This window comes from Pseudomonas sp. NEEL19 (genome assembly GCF_028751975.1).
In the GTDB taxonomy this organism is placed as follows: domain Bacteria; phylum Pseudomonadota; class Gammaproteobacteria; order Pseudomonadales; family Pseudomonadaceae; genus Aquipseudomonas; species Aquipseudomonas juntendi.
Window position 1 is genome coordinate 3,521,595 of record NZ_CP081491.1, and the last position, 24,143, is coordinate 3,545,737.

Here is a 24,143-nt window from a genome sequence, read left to right on the forward strand (position 1 = left end):
GGCCAATCCTCTGCGCGGGGTATTACACCGCTTCGGCCTGGGGAGCCCGGCAATACACCTGGTACATGTTTTCGTACATCGCATAGAACAGCTGGCAGGTGTGATCTACCGCTTGCAACGCCTCTTGTTGCATCTGGGCCGTGGTGCACAGCTGCGAAACCAGATCCAGGCCTTCGTTGACGTGGCCAACGTCTTCCTTCTGGTGCACGGAGAAGAACAGCAAGTCGTGCTCGGTCAGGCCGTACGCCCGGCCGAGCAGCACGTGACGTGCATCACCGGCAACGGTCTCGAGGTTTTGCCCTTCGCTGGCGATCATCACCGCGGCAGCCCCCACGTGGTAACGCGCCGGGTCCCGTACCGCCTGCAGGCGGTAGTCGATCAGCTCCCAGGTGGCCGGCAGTGGTTGCTCGGCATCACGCTCGGCATCGCTGATGCCCAGTGCACGCAAGAAATTCTGCATGAGCACCACATGGTTATCGGTACGCGAGAGCCGCCCGGTCTCCTCCTCGAAGCAGTTGGTGATCAGCGCGCGCTTGTGGGCAGGCAGCGGGCAATGGAAGAACAGGTGCTCGACATAAGTCAGGAAGTACTTGGTGAGTTGGTAACCTTGCAGCGCAACCTTGCGCAGCAGCGGCTTGTTGCCTTCAGGTGAAAGCAGGGCTTCGAAGATCGGGTGAGACAGCGTCAGATGGTGGTGCAGTTTCTGCTCCAGCTGATCGCGAAAGGCTGCAGTCGACAAGGCCATGGTGGCGTTCCTTGAATGATGGAAAAGGGGGGCCCTTGGCGGCGATGGCCGCAGGCGAACGATTGAGGGCGCTTCAGCTCAGGTTGAGTCGCTGGGCCAGGCTTTGTACTGACTGGGCCATGTAGTGGCCGCGGTGCTTCACACCGTTGACCCGCGCGTAGTCGTCGAGCACGCCGTAGGTCTGAAACCCGAAGCGTTGCCATAGGCGGTGGGCACGGGTGCCTTCGCGTACGTCCAGGGTCAGCAGTTCGATACCCTTCGCCTGGCACAGCCGCACGATTTCCGCGAAGGCCCGGGCCACCAGCCCGGAGCCCCGGAAGTCTGGGTGTACCACGCCTTTGCTCAGGTCAGCGATGTGGCGGCAGTTGGGCATGCTGCTACGGGACAGGATGACCAGGCACGCCGGGCCGGCAGGTGCCCGGCCGAGCAAAGCGTAGGTATGCCCGCCCTCGATACGCGCCTGCAACGCCGTGGCGAAACCGACACCCTGGTCGACCGACATCGCCTGCTCGTAGCCCAGCACCCCGCCATCCTCAACCGTGCTGTTGATGAGCTTCATGATGTCCAGTGCAACAGTACGGTCAGCCCGTTGTAGCCATTGCAACTGCGCCTCGGTGGAATCTTGTGGCGCCAAGGAGAGGGAGGTGTTCATGGTGAAATCCCGTGTACGTTCAGGCAGGGATTTAACCGTTTAGGTGTAACGTGGAGTAAGCAGGCAATCGGACAGAAAACGGAAAGATAGTGACAACCCTCAACCTGGCCGGGAACCGCGGCGCAGACGCTGTGCTGCACCGCGCCGCCTGCTCGGCGGGCAGGGCCGCGCACCCGCTTGGTGCCGTGGCATTTTTCAAAAGATCCCTGCGCCCTTGCGAACACCGCCTTACAGCCGGGCTTCAAGCGGCTGCTGCAGCAACCCACGGGGTAACTGGAAGCCCTCGAACGGTTCCTGGGTAATGGGGTTGAACGCTTTTTCAGCGCTGAGCCGGTAGCGCATCACGCCATCACCGGTGCTGAAGCTCAGGTCCACGCTGGTTGCGGTTCGCCCATTGAGCGAACCGCGGCTGAGCAAACGGAACATCGACCAGGGGCCGCGGTACTCCAGGCGGCTGCTAGTGCCGTTCTGCCTGAGCAGAGTCAGATTACTGCGCACGTGCCGGCCAAGCGTGTTCGGCCAGATGATGCCGGTGAGCTGCCGCGGGCCATGGGTGTAGGCAATCAACTGGCCGTCAAGGTCCAGCAGGCTGGTGCGCTGGTTAGCGCTGAGCCCCAGCGGCTCGATGCTGAACTGCACGCTCAGGTTGCCACGCTGGTCGAAGAAGGTTTCGCGAATGCGGTTGGCCAGCGCCAACTGCTCGATCACATCGCTGCGGATCAGCGACTGCCCTTGCGGGCCGGCGCGCAGCGCCTCGAGGTTGTCGTGCAGGAATGCCCTCAGGTATTGATCACTGAAGCGTTGCAACCGCCCCTGCGGCCCGAAGAACGCCTCGAAGTCATCCAGCGACGCATCCGGCGCCCTGGCCACGAAAGGGTAACGCCCGGCAAGGCGCTGCTGGAAGAAGCTGTAGACCTCGGTGTCCCAGCGCCGCTCCAGCTCGCGCAGGGCTTCGATGTGCAGCACTCGGGCGGTTTCATCGGCTACCTTCCTGGCGTGGTGATTGAGCGGTTCAGGCAAACCGGTGGCCACCCGTTGCAGGGTGCCGATCGGGTCCGGGCCGGTCATCGCAAAACGCTGCTGCACCGCTTGCAGGGCGGCCTTGCCCCGGTCTGGGCTGCCCTGCACGGCCTTGGCGTAGTCGTGCACGGCCACCATGGCCGCCAGCACTTCATCGTAGTAGCTTGGCTTGTCTTGCGTTGCATGCAGCATCCCGCTCAGCCCCGCAAAAGCCCGCTGGATGGCCCAGGCCTGCTGGCGCTCGGGCTCGCTGCCTTTGGGCATGAGCGTGTCGCTGGCGCTGCCCGTGTCGAGTACCTCAGCCGATGACAGCGAAGTGTTGTCTTTCACCGTAGCCAGCAGCCGATGCCATGGCGCCGCGGGCCCGGTCAGCTGCTGCAGGACCATTACGCCATGTTCGAGGTCGTGAAAATCCGCCACCGAAACGCCATTCAATGCACGCCGCCAGCTGTTTATGTAGTCGGCGCTGTAGAGGTTGCGCAGACGCTCACTCAACACCGCCCGATCAGCGTCCGAGTACTCCAGCTGGCTGCGCTCACCCAGCGCCCACTGGTCGATCATCGCCATGTCGGCGAAGCTTTGGCTGCGGGGCTCGAAGTACTCCTTGAAACCCTTGGCGGTGTGTATCGGCGCCAGTCGCACATCCTCGCCGCTGGCCCCAGCCGAGCGCTGGTACACCACGTCGAACGCGGGGCCGACCTGCTGACGCAGATCCAGGCCCGTGAGCAGGTGTTCCTGAGCCTGCTGCTTGAGGCCGGCATAAACCCGCTCCGGTAACGGCACCTTGCGCAACGCCGCCTGCACCACGGCGATACGCTGGCGGTACTGCGGCAACTCGGTGTCGGCATAGGCCAAGGCGTACTTCAGGTGGCGCATGAGGTCGCGCTGCAGCTGCCCTTGGCCAGGAAACTGTTGCTGCCACTGGCGGGCCATCCACGTCTCGACCCACGCAGGCCGCCGGTTCTGGCGGTCTTCCAGCATGCGGTAAACCCGCAGGGCAGCCATTTGCCGTTCACTGCCTGGCGTAGCGGCATCCATGGCGTCGATCACGCCACTGGCCAAGGCCGGCAGGAATCGCCTGGAGAGCAAGCTGAGGTAAGCCTCATCGACACGCGGGCCAATGATACGCCCCTGGTAGAGGCCTAGATCGGAAACACCCGGCCAGGCGGCGCGGTAGTCGCCAAACACCGAAACCGCATCGCGGATCTGGTCCAGCGGCTCCAGCAGGTTGCGCCCGGTCGGGTCCAGGCGCTGATCCACCTGGTGGTGGCTGTACTCCCGGCTTTTGGCGAGCACGTTGGCGGCCTTGGCGCCATTGATGTCGAAAAAGCGCTGCCAACTGGCTACGGCAACACAGAAAGCCAGCATGCCTACACCCGAGCCGCCCCATAACAACCGGCGCTTGCTGCGCGCCACCTTGATGTTGTCTCCGGCAAGCCCCGCCTCCTTGTAGATGACACGCCGGAACGCGTGCTGGATGAAGTAGGCAAACGCTTTGCCTTGCGCCTTGCCCTCCAGCAACGGAAGCGCTGTGTTGTAGGGCTGGGCTGACTCGCGCACGAAGGCGTTGAGCACGTCCCCTTGCTGAATGACCGAAGACCAGTACACCCCCCGCACCAGGGCGGGTGTGGTGTAGCGGTCACTCGCCAGCGTTTCTTTCAGGAAACCCAGCAGTATCGGGCGCAAGCCGATCAACTGGGCATGCAACGAGAACAGCCGCGCGCGCTGCGGCGCACTGGCCAAGGTATCGAGTCGATCCACCACCTGCTCGAACAGCCGACTGAGCAACTGCTGGTAATGATCGCCATACTCCTGCAGCCAGGCATCGAAGGTGCCGACCGTATCCAGCTTGAAGGTGAAGCCCAGCATGTTTTCCCGCAAATCGACGGGGAGGCCCGCATAGAGCTGGTCGAAGCCGTCCAGCAGGTCGAATTTGCTCAGTACCACATACAACGGCAGGCGCGAGCCCAACTGGCTGCTGACTTCGTACAGCCGCGTGCGCAGCCTGTGGGCCAAGGCAACACGCTGCTCGGGCGTACCCTGCAATAACGCAGGCAGGTCCACGACCAGCACCATGCCATTGAGTGCCCGCTGGCTGCGATTTCGTACGAGCCACCCCAGCAGGTGCTGCCAGAGCCTGGCGGGTGTAGCCGGTGGCACTTGCGGGGCACCTGGCGCCCCGGCGGGCGAGCCTGCCGGCGAGTCCTGCCTGATAAAGGCCCCGGGCGGATCGATGATCACCGCCTCGTTGCTGACCCACCAGCCTATCGGGAAGGCCAGGGCCTGCGCCTGTGTATCCCGCGCCTGCACCGTGTCGATCCGGGTCAGGGAAAAGCTTTGCTCCGTACGGTCAATGAAACTGGACTTGCCCGCATGCTGGTCGCCTATCACCAGGTACCAGGGCAATCGGTACAGGGCACGCCGCCCTCCGGCACTGCCTAGTAATCGCGCCAGCCCTTGGTCCAAGGCGTTTTCCTGGGCCCGAAGCAACGGCAATACGCTGTCCAGCTCTGCGGCCGCCGCCTCGTTGCGCTCTGCCTGAAGGCGCACGTAGCGCCTGCGCAGCACCAACAGCCAGCACAGCAGCGGCACCAGCACGAGCACCAGGCTGGCCAGACTGCGGTGCGCAATGCTGGCAAGCGGATGCTGTTCACGCCATGCCCACTGTGGGCCAAGCCACCAGATGGCTACCAGCATCAGCACGCTGCCCAGCACAAGCAGCACAGGCATGGCTAGGCCGACTCGAGTCGCCAGGGGCAAAAGCCAACGTTTCAATAGCGTCCATCGTTGATTCATGGCGGGTCCTAGTCCTTGTTCTGATCGGCCAACGCATCAGGGGCGGCATGCTGTTGCAGGCGTTTGAACACCTCCGGCTCCCAGGCACTGGCCATGGTTTGCTGCATGGTTCGGGCAACGCTGGCGCACAGGTCCTGGGCCAGCCACGAGACGCCGCGCGCGGCCAGCAGATCGGCCGCGATCACGGTGGTGTGGCAGCGCTCACGCGGCGCGCGAATATCTGCCTGCATGGCCTGGAGCCTGAGCAAAACCGGCTCTACCCCACCGCTTTCCAACTGACTGACAAGTTCTTCGCGCAGGCCCACGAACTCTTGCGCCGTTTCAGCTTGCGGTTGCTGGCCTGCGCCTTTGAGCCAGGCCATGCACTGGTCGTCCAGAAACGCCGTGCCGTCGCTGAAGCACAACTGCTGCAGGGCGGGGATACGCTGGACGAGCCGGGCAGTCGCTGCGCGGATGGCTTCGGCCACCTCAGGCATTGCCAACCGTGTGGCGGTGGTGGCCGCAAGCAAGCTGCCGCGCATCCAGAAGGGGCAAGCCGACACGCTTTTTTCGATCCGCTGCAGCAGCGCCGCGTCGAACACGCTGCCGGCAATGGCCTCTTCATAATCGCCGGCGATCTCCAGCGGCACCGCCATCAGCTCGGTGCGGTGACCTTGCCCTGCTTGAGGCGCGGCCTGGATGTGAGCCCACAAGCCGAAGCGACGCAACTGATACCCCGTTGGGTCGTAGGGGTCCTGCTGGTTGATCAGCTCAGCCATGCTCAGCACCGCCCTTCGTGATTCACGCTCGTTGCCGAGGGACACGCGGGGCATGGGTGTGGCGATGACTTCGGCCAGTGGCGCGGGCTTGATGACGGGCGCCGAAGCCCTGGCCGCAGCAGGCTCGCCTGCGCCACTCGCCCGTTCCGAGTGCTTGCGTAGCAGCCGCGCCATATCATCGAGCATGGCGTCGTCCAGCAGGGCCACGGCTTGCAGCTGTTGCAGCCGCAGCAGCGCCTGTTGCGCCCCGGCCGCATGCGCAGGGCTATAGGTGAAACGGTCCAGGCGCGGCAGGGCTTCGTTCAAGCGGTTGAGCACCAAGCCAACCAGCTTGCGCTTACCCAGGTAACCCTTGGGCCCTGGCTTGGGATAAGCCGTCTCCCAGTAGCGCTCGACCATGCCGGCCAGCAAGGCCAACGTGAGCGCCCAGCGTTCCCAACAAGCACTGCGAAGCCATGCGGCACTCAGGTGTGCCACGATGCGCAGATGCTTGCACTGTTGCCCCAGGTACTGGCGCGACGCTTCCTCGATGTAGACCCAATCGATAGTGGCCTCCTGCAGGCCACCCAGCTTGACCATTTCCTGGTCGATGGCCTGGTAGGTCTCATCCTCCACATCGAACAGGCCGGCCGGTGCTTGCGCGTCGAGGGCTGCGAGCAACCGGGCGATTTCCTGTGCATTGACCTCGGCTACCAGCGACATGCCTTGCGCACCTCGCCGATAAGCGGGTCAAGCCCCTGAGCGTCGAAGACCAACCCGCCAACGGCAGGGTTTTCGCTGTGCACCTGGATGCGCCGGGCCCCGATCAGCTGCCTGATCTGTTCGATTCCGGGCAGGCCGCGGCCGGCATCGAGCACCTGACCGTTCTCCGTCACCTGCCAGGGCGTCGCGGCGGTGGCGCCACGCTCCCCCTGCAAGCGCACCGTCAGCCGGCTGGCATCCACGGGGTGTGCGGCGATCAGTTGCAACCGCGAGATGTTCTGCAAACAGCTGATTACCAGGTAGGGGTGCGGTGCAGCCGAAGCGATTGCGGGTGCAGAAATCGTCAGCCCCCCGTCTTCACGCGTGAGCCGGAACGTCAAATCGTCGGGATTTCGGCCTGTTTCATAGGCCAGCACCCGACGCACCGTGGGTGAGTCCTGCTCCGGTGCCGACCACTGCGCGGCCACGCGGTGCGCAGGTGTTCCGGCGGATTGATCGAAACAGGCCAGGCGCTCAACGTTGGATACGATGCGCGAGCAATTCTGATCGGCATGCACTGGCAGTGGCATGCAATTGATTATCAGAAAAAGACCTGCGCCAGAGGTATGTTTCGCCAGGCATCGCAATTAAATTCCCTCTCGATAGTACATATGCCCTGTATCAGCTCCGCTGATATTTAAACGCAATCACGGGCACTCCGACCCGCGAGCGGCAAGAGACTAGCTCATAAAAAATCGCAAATACAAACAAATATTTTTTTACACTTTGACCCTCGACTGAATAACAATTTCAGGCGCAAGGTTTTTACGCAAGAGGCAATGACTACCCCGCTCTTGTTTATATCGTAATCAAGTCTGAAGGAAATTTCCTACAAACTAAATCAGAACTCACGAACAACTATCAGGGACTTCCCACACAAACCAAGGAGAGATTCTGCGATGGCAAAGCCCACAGGATCGGTTGCACCCAAAGAAAGAATCAATATCCGATACGTGCCCGCCACAGGTGATGAACAGGCCGAAGTAGAGCTGCCGCACAAGATGCTGGTGATGGGCGATTTCGGCCTGGATGACGCCCGCGCGCTGGAAGACCGAGCGCTCATGCGCATCGATAAACACACCTTCAACAATGTGTTGAAGGACGCCGACGTCCGTCTGGCCATGTCGGTGCCCTCCATGCTCACCACGGCTGCCGACGCGGAGCTGGCGGTTCATCTGCAGTTCAGGTCGCTCAATGACTTCGCACCAGACGGTATCGCCCGCCAGGTACCGGAGCTGAGCAAGCTGCTGGAGCTTCGCGAAGCGCTGGTGGCGCTGAAAGGCCCACTGGGCAACGTGCCCGCGTTCCGCAAGCAACTGCAGCACCTGCTGAGCAACGAGCAGGCCCGCAAGCAACTCGCCGAAGAGTTGAACCTGGTGCTTGAGGCGCCAAAAGAAGACTGAGACAACGGAGCGTCCCATGGCAAAGTCAACCAGCACTCCCCTCGCCGCTGAACGGTCGGGCGAAACATTGAGCAACGCCACGTTGCTCGACCAGATCATGGCCGAAACCAAACTGGTGCCCGCACAAGAGGGCTATCAAGTCGCTCGCCAAGGTGTATCGGCCTTTATTGCCGAAATACTTAAAAGCAATGATCCAGATCAACTCATCAACAAACACCGCGTCGACCAGATGATTGCAGAGCTGGACCGGGTGCTCAGCCAGCAGATGGATACCATCCTCCATCAATCTGCATTCCAGGAACTTGAATCTTCATGGCGCAGCCTCAAACTTCTTGTCGACCGCACAGACTTCCGCGAGAACATCAAGCTTGAAGTACTGCATGTGAGCAAAGACGACCTGCTCGATGACTTTGAAAATGCGGCCGACATTACGTGCAGCGGTATGTACAAACACGTTTACACCGCAGGTTATGGGCAATTCGGTGGTGAGCCGGTGGCGGCCATGTTGGGCAACTACCACTTCGGCCCCGCTGCCACAGACATCAAACTGTTGAGTTACATGGCGTCTGTCGGTGCCATGGCGCACGCCCCCTTCCTTGCCGCCCCCGCACCCGATTTCTTCAATTTGAGCAGCTTTGAAGAGCTGCCCAACCTGAAGGAGATCAAAGACATCTTCGCAGGGCCACGGCATGCCAAGTGGCGCGCCTTCCGCGAAAGCGAAGACGCTCGGCACGTTGCGCTGACCGGGCCACGTTTCATGCTCCGCTCGGCCTACCACCCTCAGGAACAGCCGATCAAAACCTTCAACTACGAAGAAAACATCGACGGGCGACACGACAACTACCTGTGGGGCAACTCCGCTTTCCTGCTGGCCAGCTGCATCAACGACAGCTTTGCCCGCTACCGGTGGTGCCCGAACATCATTGGCCCGCAGTCCGGTGGCGCCGTCGAGGACCTGCCCGTGCATCTGTATGAGGCGCTGGGGCAACTGCAAGCGAAAATTCCAACCGAGGTGCTGATATCCGACCGCAAGGAATTCGAGCTGGCCGAAGAAGGCTTCATCGCCTTGACCATGCGCAAGGACAGCGACAACGCCGCGTTCTTCTCGGCCAATTCGGTCCAGAAACCGAAGCAGTTCCCCAAGACGCCGGAAGGCCTGCAGGCCCAAACCAACTACAAGCTGGGCACGCAACTGCCCTACTTGTTCATCGTCAATCGCCTGGCCCATTACATCAAGGTGCTGCAACGCGAGCAGATCGGCAGCTGGAAGGAACGCCGCGATCTTGAGTCCGAGCTGAACAAATGGATCAGGCAGTACGTCGCCGACCAGGAAAACCCTTCGGCCGATGTGCGCAGCCGTCGCCCATTGCGGGCCGCGAAGGTCGTGGTTTCGAACGTTGCCGGGGATCCGGGCTGGTACCAGGTCTCGCTCGCCGTGCGCCCGCACTTCAAATACATGGGCGCAAATTTCGAGATCTCGCTGGTTGGCCGGCTTGATACCGAATGAGTGGTTTTTTCAATCGCTTGGTGACGGACCCGTCTGTTACCCGCACGCCTTCCCGGCAAGAAAACGCTGCCGAAAAGATTGCCGCCATCAAGCGCCACCTGGAAACGCTACTCAATGCACGTCAGGGCTGCTCACAAAGCAGCCCTGAACTGGGCCTGCATGACTTCAACGGGCATGCCACAAGCAGTGGCGACCTGTTGAAGCAAGTGAGTGCCGACATACGCCGCACCATTCAGCGCTTCGAGCCGCGCGTGCACGTGCGCGCGCTCAAGGCCATGCCCGCGTGTCACGCCCCGCTGGAGCTGCATTTCAGGCTGGACTGCCAGGTGCAGGTCAACAACCACCACGAGCAGCTGCAACTGGAGCTGCTGGTCAACGGCCATAGCCGCCATACCCGAGTGAGGTGACCGATGTCACTCAAGGATCGATTCAGCGAAGAGTTGCGTTACCTGCATGAACTGGGCAACGACTTCGCTACCGACAACCCACAACTTGCCCGGCTGCTGGGCAAAGGTGGCAGCGACCCGGACGTCGAACGGCTGATGGAGGCTTTTGCCTTCCTCACCGCCAAGTTGCGCCTCAAGCTGGAGGATGACCTGCCAGAGCTGACGCACCCCATGCTGCAGTTGCTGTGGCCCAATTACCTGCGGCCCCTGCCGAGCGCCACGATCATCCAGTTCACGCCACTCAAGCAAGCGCTCAGCCAATCACACTGCATTCCCAAGGGCTCACCGTTGTTCTCCAGGCCTGTGGATGGCGTGCCTTGTGAGTTTCGCACGTGCACGGCCGTGGACATCCACCCGTTCGAGATCGAATCGGTCAGCGCTACCCAGACGCTCGACAGTTCGGTAGCACGCATCGAACTGCGCACCCTGGTCGAGCGCCCCTTGAACACCCTCGGCTGCGACAGCCTGGATTTCCACTTGAGCGGTGATGACAAGACAGCCCGCACGCTCTACCTGTGGCTTGCTCAATACCTCAAGCATGTGGCGGTAACGATCAATGGCCAGGTGCACCGGTTGCCGGCCAGCAGCATCATCTTTCCGGGCTTCAGCGCGAACGAAGGGCTGCTGCCTTATCCGCAGAACGTCTTCGATGGCTATCGGATCCTGCAGGAATACTTCGTTTTCGCGAAGCGCTTCCACTTCTTCAGCGTTAGCGCACTGCAGAAAGTCTGGCCCGATCAAGCGACTCGGCAGGTGGGCATCGAACTTCACTTCACCCGCCAGCTCCCTGCCTCGTTGCGTATCGGCATGGCGGATTTGCGCCTGTTCTGCACGCCGGCGGTCAACCTGTTCAGCTACAGCGCCGAACCTATCGACCTCTCCAATCGGCAGGCCCCTGCCGAGCTGACCCCCAGAGGGAAAGAACGGCATGCGTTTGAGATTTTCAGTGTCGACAAGGTGGTCAGCACCCGCACCACAACAGACGGCAGCACCGGCGAACACCTACGCACGTTCCGCCCGTTCGAATCGTTCGCCCATGAGATCGAGCATGCTCAAGGGCGCACGGCGTTGTACTACCGCTACACCCTCGAGGAGTCCTTGCGCGGCGAGGGCGTCACGCACCGCATCGCCTTCGTGCGTGCCGATGCCAACGCTTACACCGGTGAGCTGGAAACGGCGTCCATCGACCTGACCTGCACCAACCGCGATCTGCCCCTGGCGTTAGGCGTCGACGACATCGATGTGGTTTGCGAAGCCACGCCAGCGCTGACCACCTACACCAACATCTGCAAACCCACCCGCCCCTACCGGCCAGTGCTGGATGGCCAGTTGCAGTGGGCGCTGGTTTCCAACATGTCGCTCAACTACCTGTCGCTGCTGTCTGCCGAGCCGCTGAAGGCGGTGATCCGTGCCTATGACTTCGTGGCCTTGCACGACCTGCAGCAGACGCGCACGACCCACAAGCGCCTGGAAGGCATTCGCGATGTTCAGACCGAGCCTTTGGATTGGCTGATCAAGGGCCAGCCCATTCGCGGGCTGCGCACACGGCTGAAGCTGGACCAGGCCGCCTTCCTGTGTGAAGGCGACCTGTACCTGTTCGGCTGCGTGCTGGCGCACTTCTTCGCCCTGTACGCCAGCATCAATTCCTTCCATCAACTGGAAGTAATCAACATCACCAACAACGAGCACTACACATGGCCCATCCAGACCGGCAAACAACCGCTGATCTAGCCGACAGGCTGCTCGCCGAGGCACACCAGTACAACTTCTACCAGTTGCTGGAGCGCCTGCACGGCTTGCATGGGGATGACCTGGAACCGCGCTGGCCGGACCAGGCCACCCGGCTGCGCGTGCGGCTGGCCTGTGACCCACGGCTGACCTTTCCGGTTTCCGACGTGTACAAAGCCGAACGCATGCCCGGGGCAGAAGACCGCTACCGCGTGTGCGCCACCTTCATGGGCCTGCATGGCACTGACTCACCCTTGCCTGCCTACTACCTGGAGCAGGTGGCCTACGAGCATGCGCAGGGTATCGGTGTGCGGCCGGCCTTTTTCGACTTCTTCAACCACTACCTGCTCACCCTGCTGCACCGCGTGTGGCGCAAGTACCGCTACTACATTCGCTTCCAGCCAGGTGCCAGCGATGGCTTCTCCCAGTACATCTTTGCCCTGCTGGGGTTGAATGACAAACAACTGCGCGGCGACACGCCGTTGCCCTGGAGCCGACTGCTCAGCTTCGCCGGTGTCATCGCCAGCCGCAGCCGCGCACCGGGCACCGTCGCGGGCATCATCACCCACTGCTTCGACCTGAAACAGGTGCACATCAGGGAGTTCGAGACCCGCTCGGTGCCTACGACAACCCGGCAACTGGTAAGCCTTGGCTGCAGCAACGGCGAGCTGGGCACTTCGTTCCTGGTCGGCAGCCGCACGCGAACGCGCAGCAGCAAGTTCACCATCGTGATCAGCGAGCTGGACCAACCCCAGCTGCGTGGCTTGCTGCCCAGCGGCATCAACTTCAATCGCTTGCGCGCCTTGATCGACTTCCTGCTGCGCGATGGGTTGGCCTACGACCTGGAATTGCGGCTGCAGCACAACGCGCTGTCGCCCTTCTGCCTGCACCCGCGCCAAGGCGCCCACCTGGGCTGGACCAGCTTCACCGATGACCGCCATGGCCAGATCAGCCCCGTGGTGCGCTTTCGGGGGCGCTCATGAGCACATTGACCTTGAACATTACCAACCTCGACCAGTTGCAGCACAACGTCACGGCCCGGCACACATTCGATCGCGCAGGCGGCACCATCGGCAGCGTGGGGGCCGCGTGGCTGATCAATGACGGCGCACAGAGCGTGGCACCGATCCACTGCGAGATCCGTTGGCTCGAAGGTAGCTTCTGCGTCATCGACCGCTGCGGGCACACCTACCTGAACGACAACCTGGGCAGCCTGGGCACGCGGTCAGCCAGGCGGCTGCTTGAGGGCGACCGGCTTCGGGTCGGCGCTTATCGGCTGTTGGTCCAGCTCTCGCCAGCGGATGCCCGTTCGCTGGAGGCGTTATTCAACCCCGACTCACGGGTGCTCGACCAATTCATCCTGGATGCCCCAGCAGAGCGTTGGCCTGCCCAGCCCAAAACGGCCCCGGTCGCCGAGATTTGCTCGGTATTCGCCCAAGGTATGGGCAACGATCCCTTGGCAGCACTGGACGCGGTGACGCAAGCCACGGCGCAGGACCCGCTGGACCGCCTGGTTGCAGGAGAACGCCGATGACGCGTCATTCACTGGTGGCCGGGCTTCTGGCAACCCTGATCGGGCTCTCGGGCTGCACCGCCCTGGGCAAAATGGGCCAAGTGGCGCTGAACCCTTCGATACCCGTCGGGGCGCCCAAGGATCACCCTACCGAAATTGCTTTCAGCATCAACGCCAGCCCCACACTCAACAGCAACCCCAGCAGTGTGGAGGTGCTGGCCGAGCAAGAAAGCAGCCTGGCCCCCAGCCCCTACGCAGTCACCTTGAGCGCGGGCGACCCCTACGCCCTGGCCGAGAAGGTCGGCACCCTGTTCGAGTTTCTGCAGGAGCAGTACCCGGCGGCCTCGCCTGTCGAGTTACCAGAGGAAGAGGCCGATCTCCCGCTTCGCTCGCCCTTCGAGCACAGCACACCCGGCCGCTACGAAGACGCGAACATGGTGCTGACCTTACCGCACAGCACCACGCCGGCCACCGAAGCGGTGGCTACGCCCATGGCTATCAAGATCCTGCAACTGCGCGACGACTCATTGCTGCGCAACAGCCTTTATGAGCTGCTGGACAAAGACCCCGCCAAGGCGCTGCGCAGTACCTATATTCGCGATGACGATTACCTGCTGCACCCTGGGCAGTTCAAGTTCATTCCCCTTACCGCCATCGAGCCCGAGACCCGCTTCGTTGCCGTGATCGCCGATTACCGCAACCAGGACGATGCCACCTGGAACCAGGTACTGCGCATTCCACCGCGGGGCCACCAGATCATCCTGTCGGTGTTGCTCAACGACACGCAGGTTTTGCTCAAGGAGCAAGACTGATGGCGCCTGCAACCCTGCCCTTCTCGCTCACTCACGCTGACACGGAGCGCTCATGAGTTCACGTAATCCCGTCCTGTGGCCTGAAGGCCTGTTCGTCAAACCGCAGCATTTCCAGCAGGCTACACGCGCCGCTGAAGCAGCCCAGCACCAACGTCTTGCCAGCCTGAACGCGGCCTTCTATGGCTTCAGCGAGCTGCAACTGAACGAGGAATACCTGAGCCTGGGCAAGGTCGCGATCACCCGCGCCCGCGGCATCATGCCGGACGGTACGGTGTTCGACATTCCGGCAGACCTGCCGCCGCCGCCGCCGCTGGAAATCGACGACGACGGCGCAAAGGACAGCGAGGTTTACCTGTGCCTGCCGCTGCGCACCGAGGGCGGTCGAGAGGTGAGTTGGCCCGACAACGCCGCCAATTTCCGCTACAGCGCTCAGCCCCAGGAAATCAAGGACACCCACAGCGCCGATGGCGACCTGGCCCAGGTCGATCTGGCAGTGCCGAACCTGCAACTCAAGCGCAAGGCTGACGACAGCAGCGCCTACACCCGCCTGGCACTGGCACGTATCCTGGAGCGGCGACCCGATGGCAGCCTGCAACTCGACGAAGGGTTCTACCCGACCAGCGTCTCGGTACGGGCTGTGCCCGCACTGCAGCGTTACCTCGAAGAAATCACCAACACCCTGCGCGAGCGCTCACGCAACCTGGCCAGCCGAATCGGTGCTGCTGGCCAATCCGGCATCGCCGATATCCGCGACTTCAACCTGTTGCAAGCCATGAACCGGTGGTGGCCGTGCTTCCAGCACCTGGCCAGGCAGGGGCAGACACACCCTGAGCAGCTGTACCTGCACATGAGCCAGGCCTGCGGCGAGTTCGTGACCTTCACCGACGAAAGCCGGCTGCCTGCTGAGTACCCCGCCTACCAGCACAGCGCATTGCGTGCGTCGTTCAACCCCCTGCAGGACACGTTGCGCCGCGCCCTGGGTACGGTCCTGCAGCCGCGGGCGGTCTCTCTACCGCTGAACGCGCTGGATTACGGGGTAATGACGACGACGCTCGAAGACCGCCGCCTGATCGATGACGCGGACTTCATCCTTGCCGTGCGTGCAGACATGCCGCCGCCGACCTTGCGCCAACTGTTCATGCAGAAGGCCAAGGTCACGTCCCTGGAAACGTTGAATGACCTGGTGCACAAGCAACTGCCCGGTATTGCGCTACAGCCGCTGCCGGTCGCGCCGCGCGAGCTGCCCTTCCATGCAGGCTTCAGCTATTTCGGGCTCGACTGCCGCGACCCGGCCTGGGCCTGCATGAACACGGCCAACGGTTTCGGGATTCATATCGCCGGGGAATTCCCCGGGCTCGAGTTGCAGTTCTGGGCAATCAGGAGTGAGTGAAATGCACGCGAACGACCACCCGGGCGATGGCAGCGCACCTGCGAAAGTCGAGCAGCTGCGCTGGATGCTTGAAAACACTGCAGGCACAAAGGGGGCAGGATGCTCGACACCCACGCCAGAACCCGATCCGGCGGGTGAAGGCTACCCAGCCGATCCGGATTTCCAACTGCGGGGCGGCTACAGCAATGTGATGCTGGACGCCGCCGCCCCTTTGCTCGGCTTGGTCATGCGCATCCGCACGCTCGATACACTGCCCAACCTCGAACAGGTGCACCGGCAGGTGCGCAACCAGATCGAAAATATCCAGCAAGAGCTGCGTCAGCAGGGCTACGAGACCACGCAACTTCTGGCCTATTCCTATGGCCTGTGCCTGTTCATCGATGAAGCCGTGATGGAGAGGCCCTGGGGCCAGGCAAGCCTCTGGAGCCAGGAGCCCCTGCTCAGCATCTACCACAGTGAAACCTTTGGCGGCGAAAAGATCTTCACCGTGATCTCGCGCCTGATGCAAGAACCCCAGCGGTACCAGGACGTGCTGGAGTTCATGTACTTCATTCTGTGCCTGGGGCTCAAAGGCAAGTATGGCCTCGCCCCCAAAGGCGACGAAACGCTGAACACCCTCATTCACCAGCTCCACGCAATCATCCGGGAGCTACGTGGGCCTACGCCGACAACGGTCTGCGACCCTTACAGCAACGTTGCCCCGCGCAACTTCCGCATGAACCGGCAATGGCCTTGGTGGAGCCCTCTGGTGCTTTCCGCCCTTGCGATGGCCACGGCCTACGGCATCTACAGCTACCGCCTGCACCTGATCACCCATGAGGTGCTGCAGTCACTCGACAGCATCTTGCAGCAGTAACCGCCGGCAGTCGGCACGATCGTATTCAACGAATTGACGGGGCGTTTGCCCCGTTGAAAAAGCCCATCGATTCCGATGGCCACGTAGCCGCTTGTGCGCGTGCTTTTCCACATGGACGCAGGAGAAACTGCCATGCCAACACCCGCTTACATCAAGATCGAAGGCCAGACCCAGGGCAACATCACCGCGGGCGCCTTCACCGCCGAATCAGTTGGCAACATCTTCGTCGAGGGGCACGAAGATCAAATGCTGGTACAGGCACTCAAACACAAGATAACCGTGCCCACCGACCCCCAAAGCGGTCAGCCTGCTGGGCAGCGTGTTCACGGGCCTCTGATAATCACGTGCTCTCTCAATAAAGCGGTGCCCCTTCTGTACAGCGCACTGTCCAGTGGAGAGCTGCTACCTAATGTGGAAATCAGCTGGTACCGCACATCTATTGAGGGCAAGCAAGAATGCTTCTTCAGCACGAAGTTGATCGATGCCGTCATCGTCGACATCGACTTGGAGATGCCCCATGTTCAAAAGCAGGAGAACAAAGATTTCACTCAGTTCGTCGAGGTTTCGATGAGCTATCGCGGCATTGAGTGGGAGCACATCACCGCCAGCACGGCGGGTTCCGATGACTGGCGTAGACCCATAGAGGCTGTCTGATTCAACGACACCAGCCCGGGCAGGAATACTGCCCGGGCTGCAAAGACCAGGTCAGCGAAACAGGACTTCCCATGCCTCGTCAATCCAACCTCCGTTACAGCCTTCAGCCACTGGTTGGCAATGCCGAATTTGAAGTGGTGTCGTTCGAACTGAAGGAAGCGATCAGCACGCCTTTCACCCTCGAACTGAAATTGATCAGCTTCGAACCGGACATCGATTTCGGCCAGTTGCTGGATAAGCCGATCGTCTTCACGATCTGGGACGGTGAACGACCCGTACGCTACGTACATGGGTTGGTCAGTAGTCTTAGCCAAGGGGAAAGTGGCTTCCATCGCACTTACTACCATGCGTTAGTCGAACCTGTTCTGGCCCGCGCCGGACTGCGTTCGAACTGGCGCATCTTCCAACAAAAAACCGTGCCGCAGATTCTTGAGCTGATGCTCAAACGTCAAGGCATCGTTCAATACGAGCTTCGCGCGATCAGGGATCACCACGTGCGCGAGTTCTGCGTGCAAGCGGGCGAGACCGACCTTGCCTTCATCGCCCGCCTGGCGGCTGAAGAGGGCTTTGTCTATCGCTTCGAGCACAGTGAAACCCTGCATAAGCTGATCATCACGGATCAGCTGCTATCCCTCGGGCTGATCAGCCATGGGGCGCTCAAGACCGACAACGGTGACGAAAGCTTCTTCGACGGCGAAGACGTTATCGACCCCGACACCGTGCTGTATCAGTCCGACAGTGGCGGCCATCAGGCCAGGCCTTGCCTATGGCGCTTGCGCTACAGCGAGCACGTCAGAACCTCGCGACAGGTCCAGCGCGACTACACCTTCACCAACCCGGCGTATCGCCAGGAACACCGTGCTTCAGGCGCTTTCCTGGAACACCAGTCCAGCGACTACGAGCGCTTCGACTACCCCGGCCGCTACAAGCGCGATGCCGTGGGCAAGCCGTTCACCGAAAACCGGATCACCGCCCTGCGCCATGATGTGCGCATCGCGCAGGTGCAGGGGGATGACGTCAGGCTGCAGCCTGGCCTGAGCTTCACACTCACAGGCCACCCTCGCGACGACCTAAATGTGCATTGGCGCGTGAACAGCGTGGCTCACAAGGGCAGCCAGTTCACCAGCCTCCAGGAAGAAGCAGCCGGCGTCGATCAAAGCACACGCTATGAGCAAACCGCCCAACTGGTACCCGGCAGAACCGAGTGGCGCCCCCCTCCGCTGGACAAGCCTCGAGTCGATGGCCCGCACATGGCAACCGTGGTCGGCCCTCCGGGCGAGGAGATCTACTGCGACGAATGGGGCCGGGTCAAGGTCAGCTTCCCCTGGGACCGGGAGAGCAACAACGACGAGTTCAGCTCCTGCTGGGTGCGTGTATCCCAAGGGTGGGCAGGTGGCAGTTGGGGAGCGATGGCCATCCCGCGCATCGGGCAGGACGTGGTCATCCAGTACGTCAACGGAGACCCCGACCAGCCGATGATCACCGGGCGCACCTATTGCGGTAACCAGCTGCCGCCCTACGACCTGCCCGACCACAAAACCCGCATGACCATCAAGAGCCAGACCCACAAGGGTGATGGCTTCAACGAGCTGCGGTTCGAGGACGAGCGGGGTCGACAGGAAGTGTTTATCCATGCGGAGAAGGACCAGAACAACGTCGTCAAACACAACGAAACCACCTTCGTCGGCAATGACCGCAGCGAGCGGGTGGATCATAACGAAACCATCTCCATCGGTGCCAACAAGACCGAGACCATCGCATTGGCCAAGGCATTGACCATTGGCGCGGGCTACCAGGTCAGTGTCGGTGCGGCAATGAACACGACAGTTGGTCTTAGCCAAAGCGAGCAGGTGGGCATTCACAAGTCCGTGATCGTTGGCAACCGCTTCAACATCACAGCAGGCGACGAACTCAGCATCACGGTTGGTAAAGCGTCGTTGGTCATGAAGTCCGACGGAACCGTGCTGATCAACGGCAGCAACTTTGACTTCAGTGCCACAGGGCCTGTGCAAATCAACGGCAAGGATGTCGATCTTAACTGAAGGGGTAACCCAGGATGGAATTTCGCAACCTGACGCCGTTTGACGTCATGTGCTTCAGTGCGCTCAGCAAACTGGATATAGAGCACCCAGTGATTGTGATGAAAGTTGGCTATCGACTACAACCCATTGCCAAGAAACCGGGGAGCTTTTCCGCTGAAGTAATCGATGATGATCCAGTTCCACTTTGCCTAGCCGATAAATACTATGGCGAGGAAGGGCGCAGTAGCGTCAAGGAAGAAAGTGATTTAGCACCTTTCAAACCTCGCTGTGATGTTATTGTCAATGGACATGCCTATGCACCAGGCATGGAAGCTGCGCGGTCGTGGACTGCTGGAATTCGCTTGAGCGAACCTGCGGCGCCATTAAAGATAAATATTACATCACCAAAATCGTCCACTTCAGACGGACCTCCGACGGAGCAACAGTTATATGCATGGCGGGATGCACAAGCGGAGGCAACACTGCGCCGCGCTAATGCCCCAACTCGTAATATCTTGTTGAACAAGCGGCTCCGCTTCACCGGGCCTAGGATCTTCAAGCCAAGCCTGTTTACTGGATGGCATGTTACTGAAGCTGAACTTGCTGAGCGCGTACCACTGCAATGGGAATACGCTTTTGGCGGTTCAAGCATCTTGCATAACCCTCAATTTCCTGATCGTGCCTCTGAGCCTCATATCATTAATCAGGTTTGCTATAGCAATCCACTGGGCCAGGGATGGGTCGACACTCGTCACTTTGAGCTCGCGAACGCAATTGAGCAGCCGATAGAGGCCTTGCTGGCTCCTCAGATTGAACAAATCAATGACCCCATTACAAAACTTGTAAGTAGCCACCAGCCCGATGGTGATGTCACTGCTAAAGAGATGGCCGAGATATCCAGAGCGCTCACTCACCAGCCAGCAGGGTTTGGAGTAGTCGGGCGCGCTTGGGCGCCACGCCTTGCCCTCGCGGGCACCTATGATGATGAATGGCGGGACACTCGCTGGCCTGGCCTCCCTGCCGACTTTGAGTTTGGCTATTGGAACTGTGCTCCTGCAGATCAGCAAACAGCCTTCTTGAGGCCTGATGTACAGATCGAATTGTTCAACCTGACTTCACATGAAAACGGCCACAACGGTCGCCTGATCGTTGAATTACCAGGTCATCGCCCATTTCTGCTGGCACGGTTTCACAACGGTGCGCTGATTCCCATTCCCTTACTCACTGACACCCTGGTTATCGACACAGACGCAATGAGTTTATCGTTGACTCATCGAATCAGCCTTCCCTCTACCGAACCTATCCGTGCACTGGAAGCCAGGTTCGAGATCGATCCCACAGCCCCACTCATAAAACGCGCCCGACCCACAAAACAAACTGAAGGGGAGAGAGGCTGATGGCAACGAATATACTTGCTCGTAAACAAGCAAACTGGAGAGTCGTCAGCATCGCCCCCGATGTTTGTAAAACTCCCATGGGTAGCGCGACCCCGCCTATTCCCTATCCCGTCACTGCTGAGTTGAAGATAGCAACTGGCGTAGCGAAATCCGTGCGTGTCAACGGCAAACCAATTGTCGTATATGACATGAGCCTCGTACCCAAAACTGATGGGGATCAGGCAGGTGCGGCGAAAGGGATAACCAGCAATACCGTTGGCGGTAAATGTTACCCGCAAGAAAAAAGTAGCACAGTGCGCGCCGAGGGGAAATTGGTCGTCCGCCACAATGATCTATTTTGGATGAATGGGTCGTAGTCATGGACGAACCTTTAGAAATTAAAATCAGTAAGTTCCAACAATACATAAGCGATACGCACAGCATCGCCACCTATCAAGAAGGTAATACCGTAGTCGTTCAACTCTGGAACGGAAAAATACTAACAACCAGAGAGCACCTGTCTTATGAAGAATATAAAAAATTTCGCGCAGACGTCCCAGAATATGGATTGCCCGACTACGCACCGCCGAAAACAACGAAAGATGAGCACATAGGAACAACCCCCAATGGAAACACTGTAGGTCGAGTCATAGGCTCAGTCGACTTTCCCAACAAGAAAAACAGCGACTACAATCCCACTATCGACGAAGAATTAGATCCTGAACTCAACTCTAAAGACAACACACTGTACAATATACAACTGAGTCTTGACTTGTTAAGCATTATCCCTGGGATCGGAACAATTGCTGGGGGCACTAACGCTGCCATCAGCATAGGAAGGGGGAATTACACTGAAGCAATGGCATCTGCCGCAGCAATGATTCCGTTTGCGGGGGGACTCATTAAAGGTGGAGTACTCATTGGGAAAACTGGCGGAAAATTCAGCAAATCAACGGCTAGATTACGAGATGGAGGGAAAGGCAAGCGTGTTATCGACCCGCGCTGCATACTCCGTCCATATAAAATCAAAGGAAGACCGACATGTCCCCCGCCACTGACCGGCCACCATGTCGTCCCAGACCGTGTTTTTCGATTAGGCTCAAGGACTCGAATTCCTGGTGGGCTTTCCAATAATGATGGGTTAGTGATATGCGTTCAGGGCAAAGATCGGACAGGTGAGCATGGTAGAATTCATCGAATTTACGATCCGGAAGAACAGGCTGTGGGTCTACTCAACTCACCGAGGGGAACCGCCCCACTGCTTACATTAGAAGAAATTGGCGCCAGAGCAGTCAGCAGAGTAACAAAATGCAATGAAGCCAACCTATCAGCGCAGCTTAGAGGCTATCACCAATCCAAAGGGTTGCAGCTTGACTTCATAGGCAGAGCCGACCCATATGGACATATTACTAAAACCATTCCTGTAGAATCAGTTGGCTCAAAATCCAATTCAGGCACAGGACCACTTTAAATGAAAAAAACAAACAATTCCAGCATCACGATGCTGGCCGGGACCGCGATAAGCGAAACCATATATTACATGACTGGCACGCTAGACAATCTAGCCAGCGACATGATTTTCACAAGAATGTTTATTTATGACGATAGTGCGACACCCTCCAATCAATGGTTCCATCACGACCTACCGGGTTGGGCAGTGATATCTACATGTTTAGTTCCTGCGAACCCCACAACTCCCCGGCATGTTTGTTCGCTAAGCGAGCAGGGTGATGTAGAACTCTATAGCTCCGCAGGTATCAGAATAGAAAAAATCAAAGGTGCCGGCCTCAGTCACACAGAGGAGAGCCGAGGCTATATGACTCGCATTAGACATATAGGAGATGCGCTATACGCATGCGGGTATGCCGGGCAGGTATACAAGAGGCAAAAAGAAAAGTGGGAGCGCTTTGATGCCGGAATTAGAGACAAAAGCCCCAGCTCCCTCACTACCATCGCTACTCCCTTAGACTTGATTGACATTCACGGACTGCACCAATCTGATATATACATTGTCGGAAGCGAAGGTTTCATCGCTCACTACAACGGAATCAATTGGTCAATACTCCCCCCCATAACCAGGGCATGCCTGTACGGCATATTTATACAGTCGGAGAGCGAGGTCTGGGTCGCCGGATCAAATGGCACCATTCTAGAAGGGAACGCCATAAATGGCTTTCGAGCAATTTGCCGAAAGACGCTTGACTGCGACTTTTATTCTATAGCAAATTTCGAGGATGAATATTACATTGGCGCAAGCGACGGGTTATACAACATGCGTCACGGCAAAATACTAAAAGTCAATCTGCCCGAGAAAATCATTGAGATTGACTCGATAGAGACAAAGAATGGAACACTTTGGGCATTAGGATCTAAAAAATTAATCAGATACGATGGAACCACCTGGAAATTGATTAATCACATTGACAACAACTGACCTTATCTTTCAAGCCAGTGCAGAGGCATCACTCTGCACTGGCAGGACGTACAAATACCACCATAACTTCACAATACCAAACCACATTACAACATTACTCACTGTAGACGCCCGATTAACAGCATGACCTCACCACTCAAAAGCAGGCTTTATCCACATGGGCTCCGGAGAAACTGCCATGCCAACACCCGCTTACATCAACACTGAAGGCCAGACTCAAGGCAACATCACTGCGGGCGCCCTCACCTCCGACTTAGTCGGCAAAGTGTTTGTCGAAGGCCACGAAGACGAGATCCTAGTGCAGGAGATCAAGCACCAAGTGACCGTACCTACCGATCCATAGAGTGGCCAGCCTGCAGGCCAACGGGTCCACAAACCCTTCATCTTCACCAGCGCGCTGAACAAGGCGACACCGCTGATGTATGAAGCTTTGCCCAGCGGCGAAATGCTGCCGACCGTTGAAGTCAATTGGTATCGCACTTCCGTGGAGGGCAAGCAGGAGCACTTCTTCACCACCAAGCTGGAGGACGCCAGCATCGTCGACATCAACATCACACGGCCTCATGCTCCTACAGGTATTGCATGGCCCTTGCGTCTTGCTTCGTCTATCGCTTCGAGCACAGTGAAAACCTGCATAAGCTGATCATCACGGATCAGCTGCTATCCCTCGGGCTGATCAGCCATGGGGCGCTCAAGACCGACAACGGTGACGAAGGCTTCTTCGACGGCGAAGACGTTATCGACCCCAATACCGTGCTGTATCAATCCAACAGTGGCGGCGATCAGGCCAGGCCTTGCCTGCGGCGCTTTTGCTACAGCGAGCACGTCAGAACCTCGCGACAGGTACAACGCGACTACACCTTCACCAACCCAGCGTATCGCCAGGAACACCGTGCTTCAGGCGCTTTCCTCGAACACCAGTCCAGCGACTACGAGCGCTTCGACTACCCCGGCCGCTACAAGCGCGATGCCGTGGGCAAGCCGTTCACCGAAAACCGTATCACCGCCCTGCGCCATGATGTGCGCATCGCGCAGGAGCAGGGGGATGACGTCAGGCTGCAGCCTGGCCTGAGCTTCACACTCACAGGCCACCCTCGCGACGACCTAAATGTGCATTGGCGTGTGAACAGCGTGGTTCACAAGGGCAGCCAGTTCACCAGCCTCCAGGAAGAAGCAGCCGGCGTCGATCAAAGCACTCCGAGGCAAAAACCGCCTCTCCGCGATCACAGCGTTATGTGCCCTGTTCAACAGTCTGGCGCTTTGCTTGATCGCGGCGGTGGCGCTACAGTTG

The 24,143-nt window shown here is 59.4% G+C and carries 20 protein-coding genes and 2 pseudogenes; 17 read left to right on the top strand and 5 right to left on the bottom strand.

The genetic code is table 11. The features are described from left to right. Positions 1–22 precede the first annotated feature (22 nt). From K4A76_RS15635 to vasI, 5 genes are all read right to left on the bottom strand, one after another. Positions 23–745, bottom strand: coding sequence for a TenA family transcriptional regulator (locus tag K4A76_RS15635; protein ID WP_009686353.1), 723 nt, complete (start codon positions 743–745; stop codon positions 23–25). Positions 746–818: 73 nt separating this feature from the next. Continuing rightward, positions 819–1,397: a GNAT family N-acetyltransferase gene (locus K4A76_RS15640; protein ID WP_274410652.1), complete on the bottom strand. Its 579-nt coding sequence runs from the start codon at positions 1,395–1,397 to the stop codon at positions 819–821. Positions 1,398–1,625: 228 nt separating this feature from the next. Beyond that, on the bottom strand, positions 1,626–5,213 hold the full coding sequence (gene tssM / locus K4A76_RS15645; protein WP_274410653.1) for a type VI secretion system membrane subunit TssM: 3,588 nt from the start codon (positions 5,211–5,213) through the stop codon (positions 1,626–1,628). 8 nt (positions 5,214–5,221) lie between these two features. Continuing rightward, complete coding sequence (tssA, locus tag K4A76_RS15650) at positions 5,222–6,673, bottom strand: type VI secretion system protein TssA (RefSeq protein ID WP_274410654.1); 1,452 nt, start codon at positions 6,671–6,673, stop codon at positions 5,222–5,224. After that, the gene (gene vasI / locus K4A76_RS15655; RefSeq protein WP_274410655.1) at positions 6,661–7,242 is read right to left on the bottom strand and encodes a type VI secretion system-associated protein VasI; all 582 of its coding nucleotides are present in this window, start codon (positions 7,240–7,242) and stop codon (positions 6,661–6,663) included. Before vasI ends, tssA begins: the two co-directional genes overlap by 13 nt. A 369-nt stretch (positions 7,243–7,611) precedes the next feature. Between vasI and tssB the strand changes: the two genes are divergently transcribed. The 17 genes and pseudogenes from tssB to K4A76_RS15740 all read left to right on the top strand — a co-directional run. Continuing rightward, positions 7,612–8,115, top strand: a complete 504-nt coding sequence (gene tssB, locus K4A76_RS15660) for a type VI secretion system contractile sheath small subunit (RefSeq protein ID WP_274410656.1) — start codon at positions 7,612–7,614, stop codon at positions 8,113–8,115. A 97-nt stretch (positions 8,116–8,212) separates the two neighbouring features. Beyond that, entirely contained in the window at positions 8,213–9,622 is a 1,410-nt protein-coding gene (gene tssC / locus K4A76_RS15665; protein WP_443218427.1) for a type VI secretion system contractile sheath large subunit, read from the top strand. Continuing rightward, a complete protein-coding gene (gene tssE / locus K4A76_RS15670; protein ID WP_009686345.1) occupies positions 9,619–10,029 on the top strand; it encodes a type VI secretion system baseplate subunit TssE in 411 nt (136 codons plus the stop codon). The genes tssC and tssE overlap by 4 nt, the downstream gene beginning before the upstream one ends. A 3-nt stretch (positions 10,030–10,032) precedes the next feature. Beyond that, on the top strand, positions 10,033–11,799 hold the full coding sequence (gene tssF / locus K4A76_RS15675) for a type VI secretion system baseplate subunit TssF (RefSeq protein ID WP_274410657.1): 1,767 nt from the start codon (positions 10,033–10,035) through the stop codon (positions 11,797–11,799). Beyond that, positions 11,763–12,779 carry a type VI secretion system baseplate subunit TssG gene (gene tssG, locus K4A76_RS15680; RefSeq protein WP_274410658.1) on the top strand — a complete coding sequence of 339 codons (1,017 nt, stop codon included), beginning with the start codon at positions 11,763–11,765 and terminating at the stop codon, positions 12,777–12,779. Before tssF ends, tssG begins: the two co-directional genes overlap by 37 nt. Continuing rightward, positions 12,776–13,330: an FHA domain-containing protein gene (locus K4A76_RS15685; RefSeq protein WP_274410659.1), complete on the top strand. Its 555-nt coding sequence runs from the start codon at positions 12,776–12,778 to the stop codon at positions 13,328–13,330. Before tssG ends, K4A76_RS15685 begins: the two co-directional genes overlap by 4 nt. Next, entirely contained in the window at positions 13,327–14,121 is a 795-nt protein-coding gene (gene tssJ, locus K4A76_RS15690; protein ID WP_274410660.1) for a type VI secretion system lipoprotein TssJ, read from the top strand. The genes K4A76_RS15685 and tssJ overlap by 4 nt, the downstream gene beginning before the upstream one ends. A 52-nt stretch (positions 14,122–14,173) precedes the next feature. Continuing rightward, the gene (gene tssK, locus K4A76_RS15695; protein WP_274410661.1) at positions 14,174–15,511 is read left to right on the top strand and encodes a type VI secretion system baseplate subunit TssK; all 1,338 of its coding nucleotides are present in this window, start codon (positions 14,174–14,176) and stop codon (positions 15,509–15,511) included. 64 nt (positions 15,512–15,575) lie between these two features. Beyond that, positions 15,576–16,367: a type IVB secretion system protein IcmH/DotU gene (gene icmH / locus K4A76_RS15700; RefSeq protein WP_274412304.1), complete on the top strand. Its 792-nt coding sequence runs from the start codon at positions 15,576–15,578 to the stop codon at positions 16,365–16,367. 132 nt (positions 16,368–16,499) lie between these two features. Further along, positions 16,500–17,021: an Hcp family type VI secretion system effector gene (locus K4A76_RS15705; RefSeq protein WP_009686338.1), complete on the top strand. Its 522-nt coding sequence runs from the start codon at positions 16,500–16,502 to the stop codon at positions 17,019–17,021. Positions 17,022–17,092: 71 nt separating this feature from the next. After that, a complete protein-coding gene (locus K4A76_RS15710) occupies positions 17,093–19,063 on the top strand; it encodes a type VI secretion system Vgr family protein (protein WP_274410662.1) in 1,971 nt (656 codons plus the stop codon). Positions 19,064–19,077: 14 nt separating this feature from the next. After that, a complete protein-coding gene (locus K4A76_RS15715) occupies positions 19,078–20,439 on the top strand; it encodes a DUF2169 family type VI secretion system accessory protein (RefSeq protein ID WP_274410663.1) in 1,362 nt (453 codons plus the stop codon). Beyond that, positions 20,439–20,795, top strand: coding sequence for a DUF4150 domain-containing protein (locus K4A76_RS15720; RefSeq protein ID WP_274410664.1), 357 nt, complete (start codon positions 20,439–20,441; stop codon positions 20,793–20,795). The genes K4A76_RS15715 and K4A76_RS15720 overlap by 1 nt, the downstream gene beginning before the upstream one ends. A 2-nt stretch (positions 20,796–20,797) precedes the next feature. Continuing rightward, complete coding sequence (locus tag K4A76_RS15725) at positions 20,798–21,889, top strand: hypothetical protein (RefSeq protein ID WP_274410665.1); 1,092 nt, start codon at positions 20,798–20,800, stop codon at positions 21,887–21,889. After that, positions 21,890–22,852 carry a hypothetical protein gene (locus K4A76_RS15730; protein WP_274410666.1) on the top strand — a complete coding sequence of 321 codons (963 nt, stop codon included), beginning with the start codon at positions 21,890–21,892 and terminating at the stop codon, positions 22,850–22,852. It abuts the gene before it with no gap. A 178-nt stretch (positions 22,853–23,030) separates the two neighbouring features. Then, positions 23,031–23,417, top strand: a pseudogene (locus tag K4A76_RS15735) (Hcp family type VI secretion system effector); the annotation flags it as partial. Positions 23,418–23,446: 29 nt separating this feature from the next. Next, a pseudogene (locus K4A76_RS15740) lies at positions 23,447–24,049 on the top strand (contractile injection system protein, VgrG/Pvc8 family); the annotation flags it as partial. Positions 24,050–24,143: the final 94 nt, after the last annotated feature.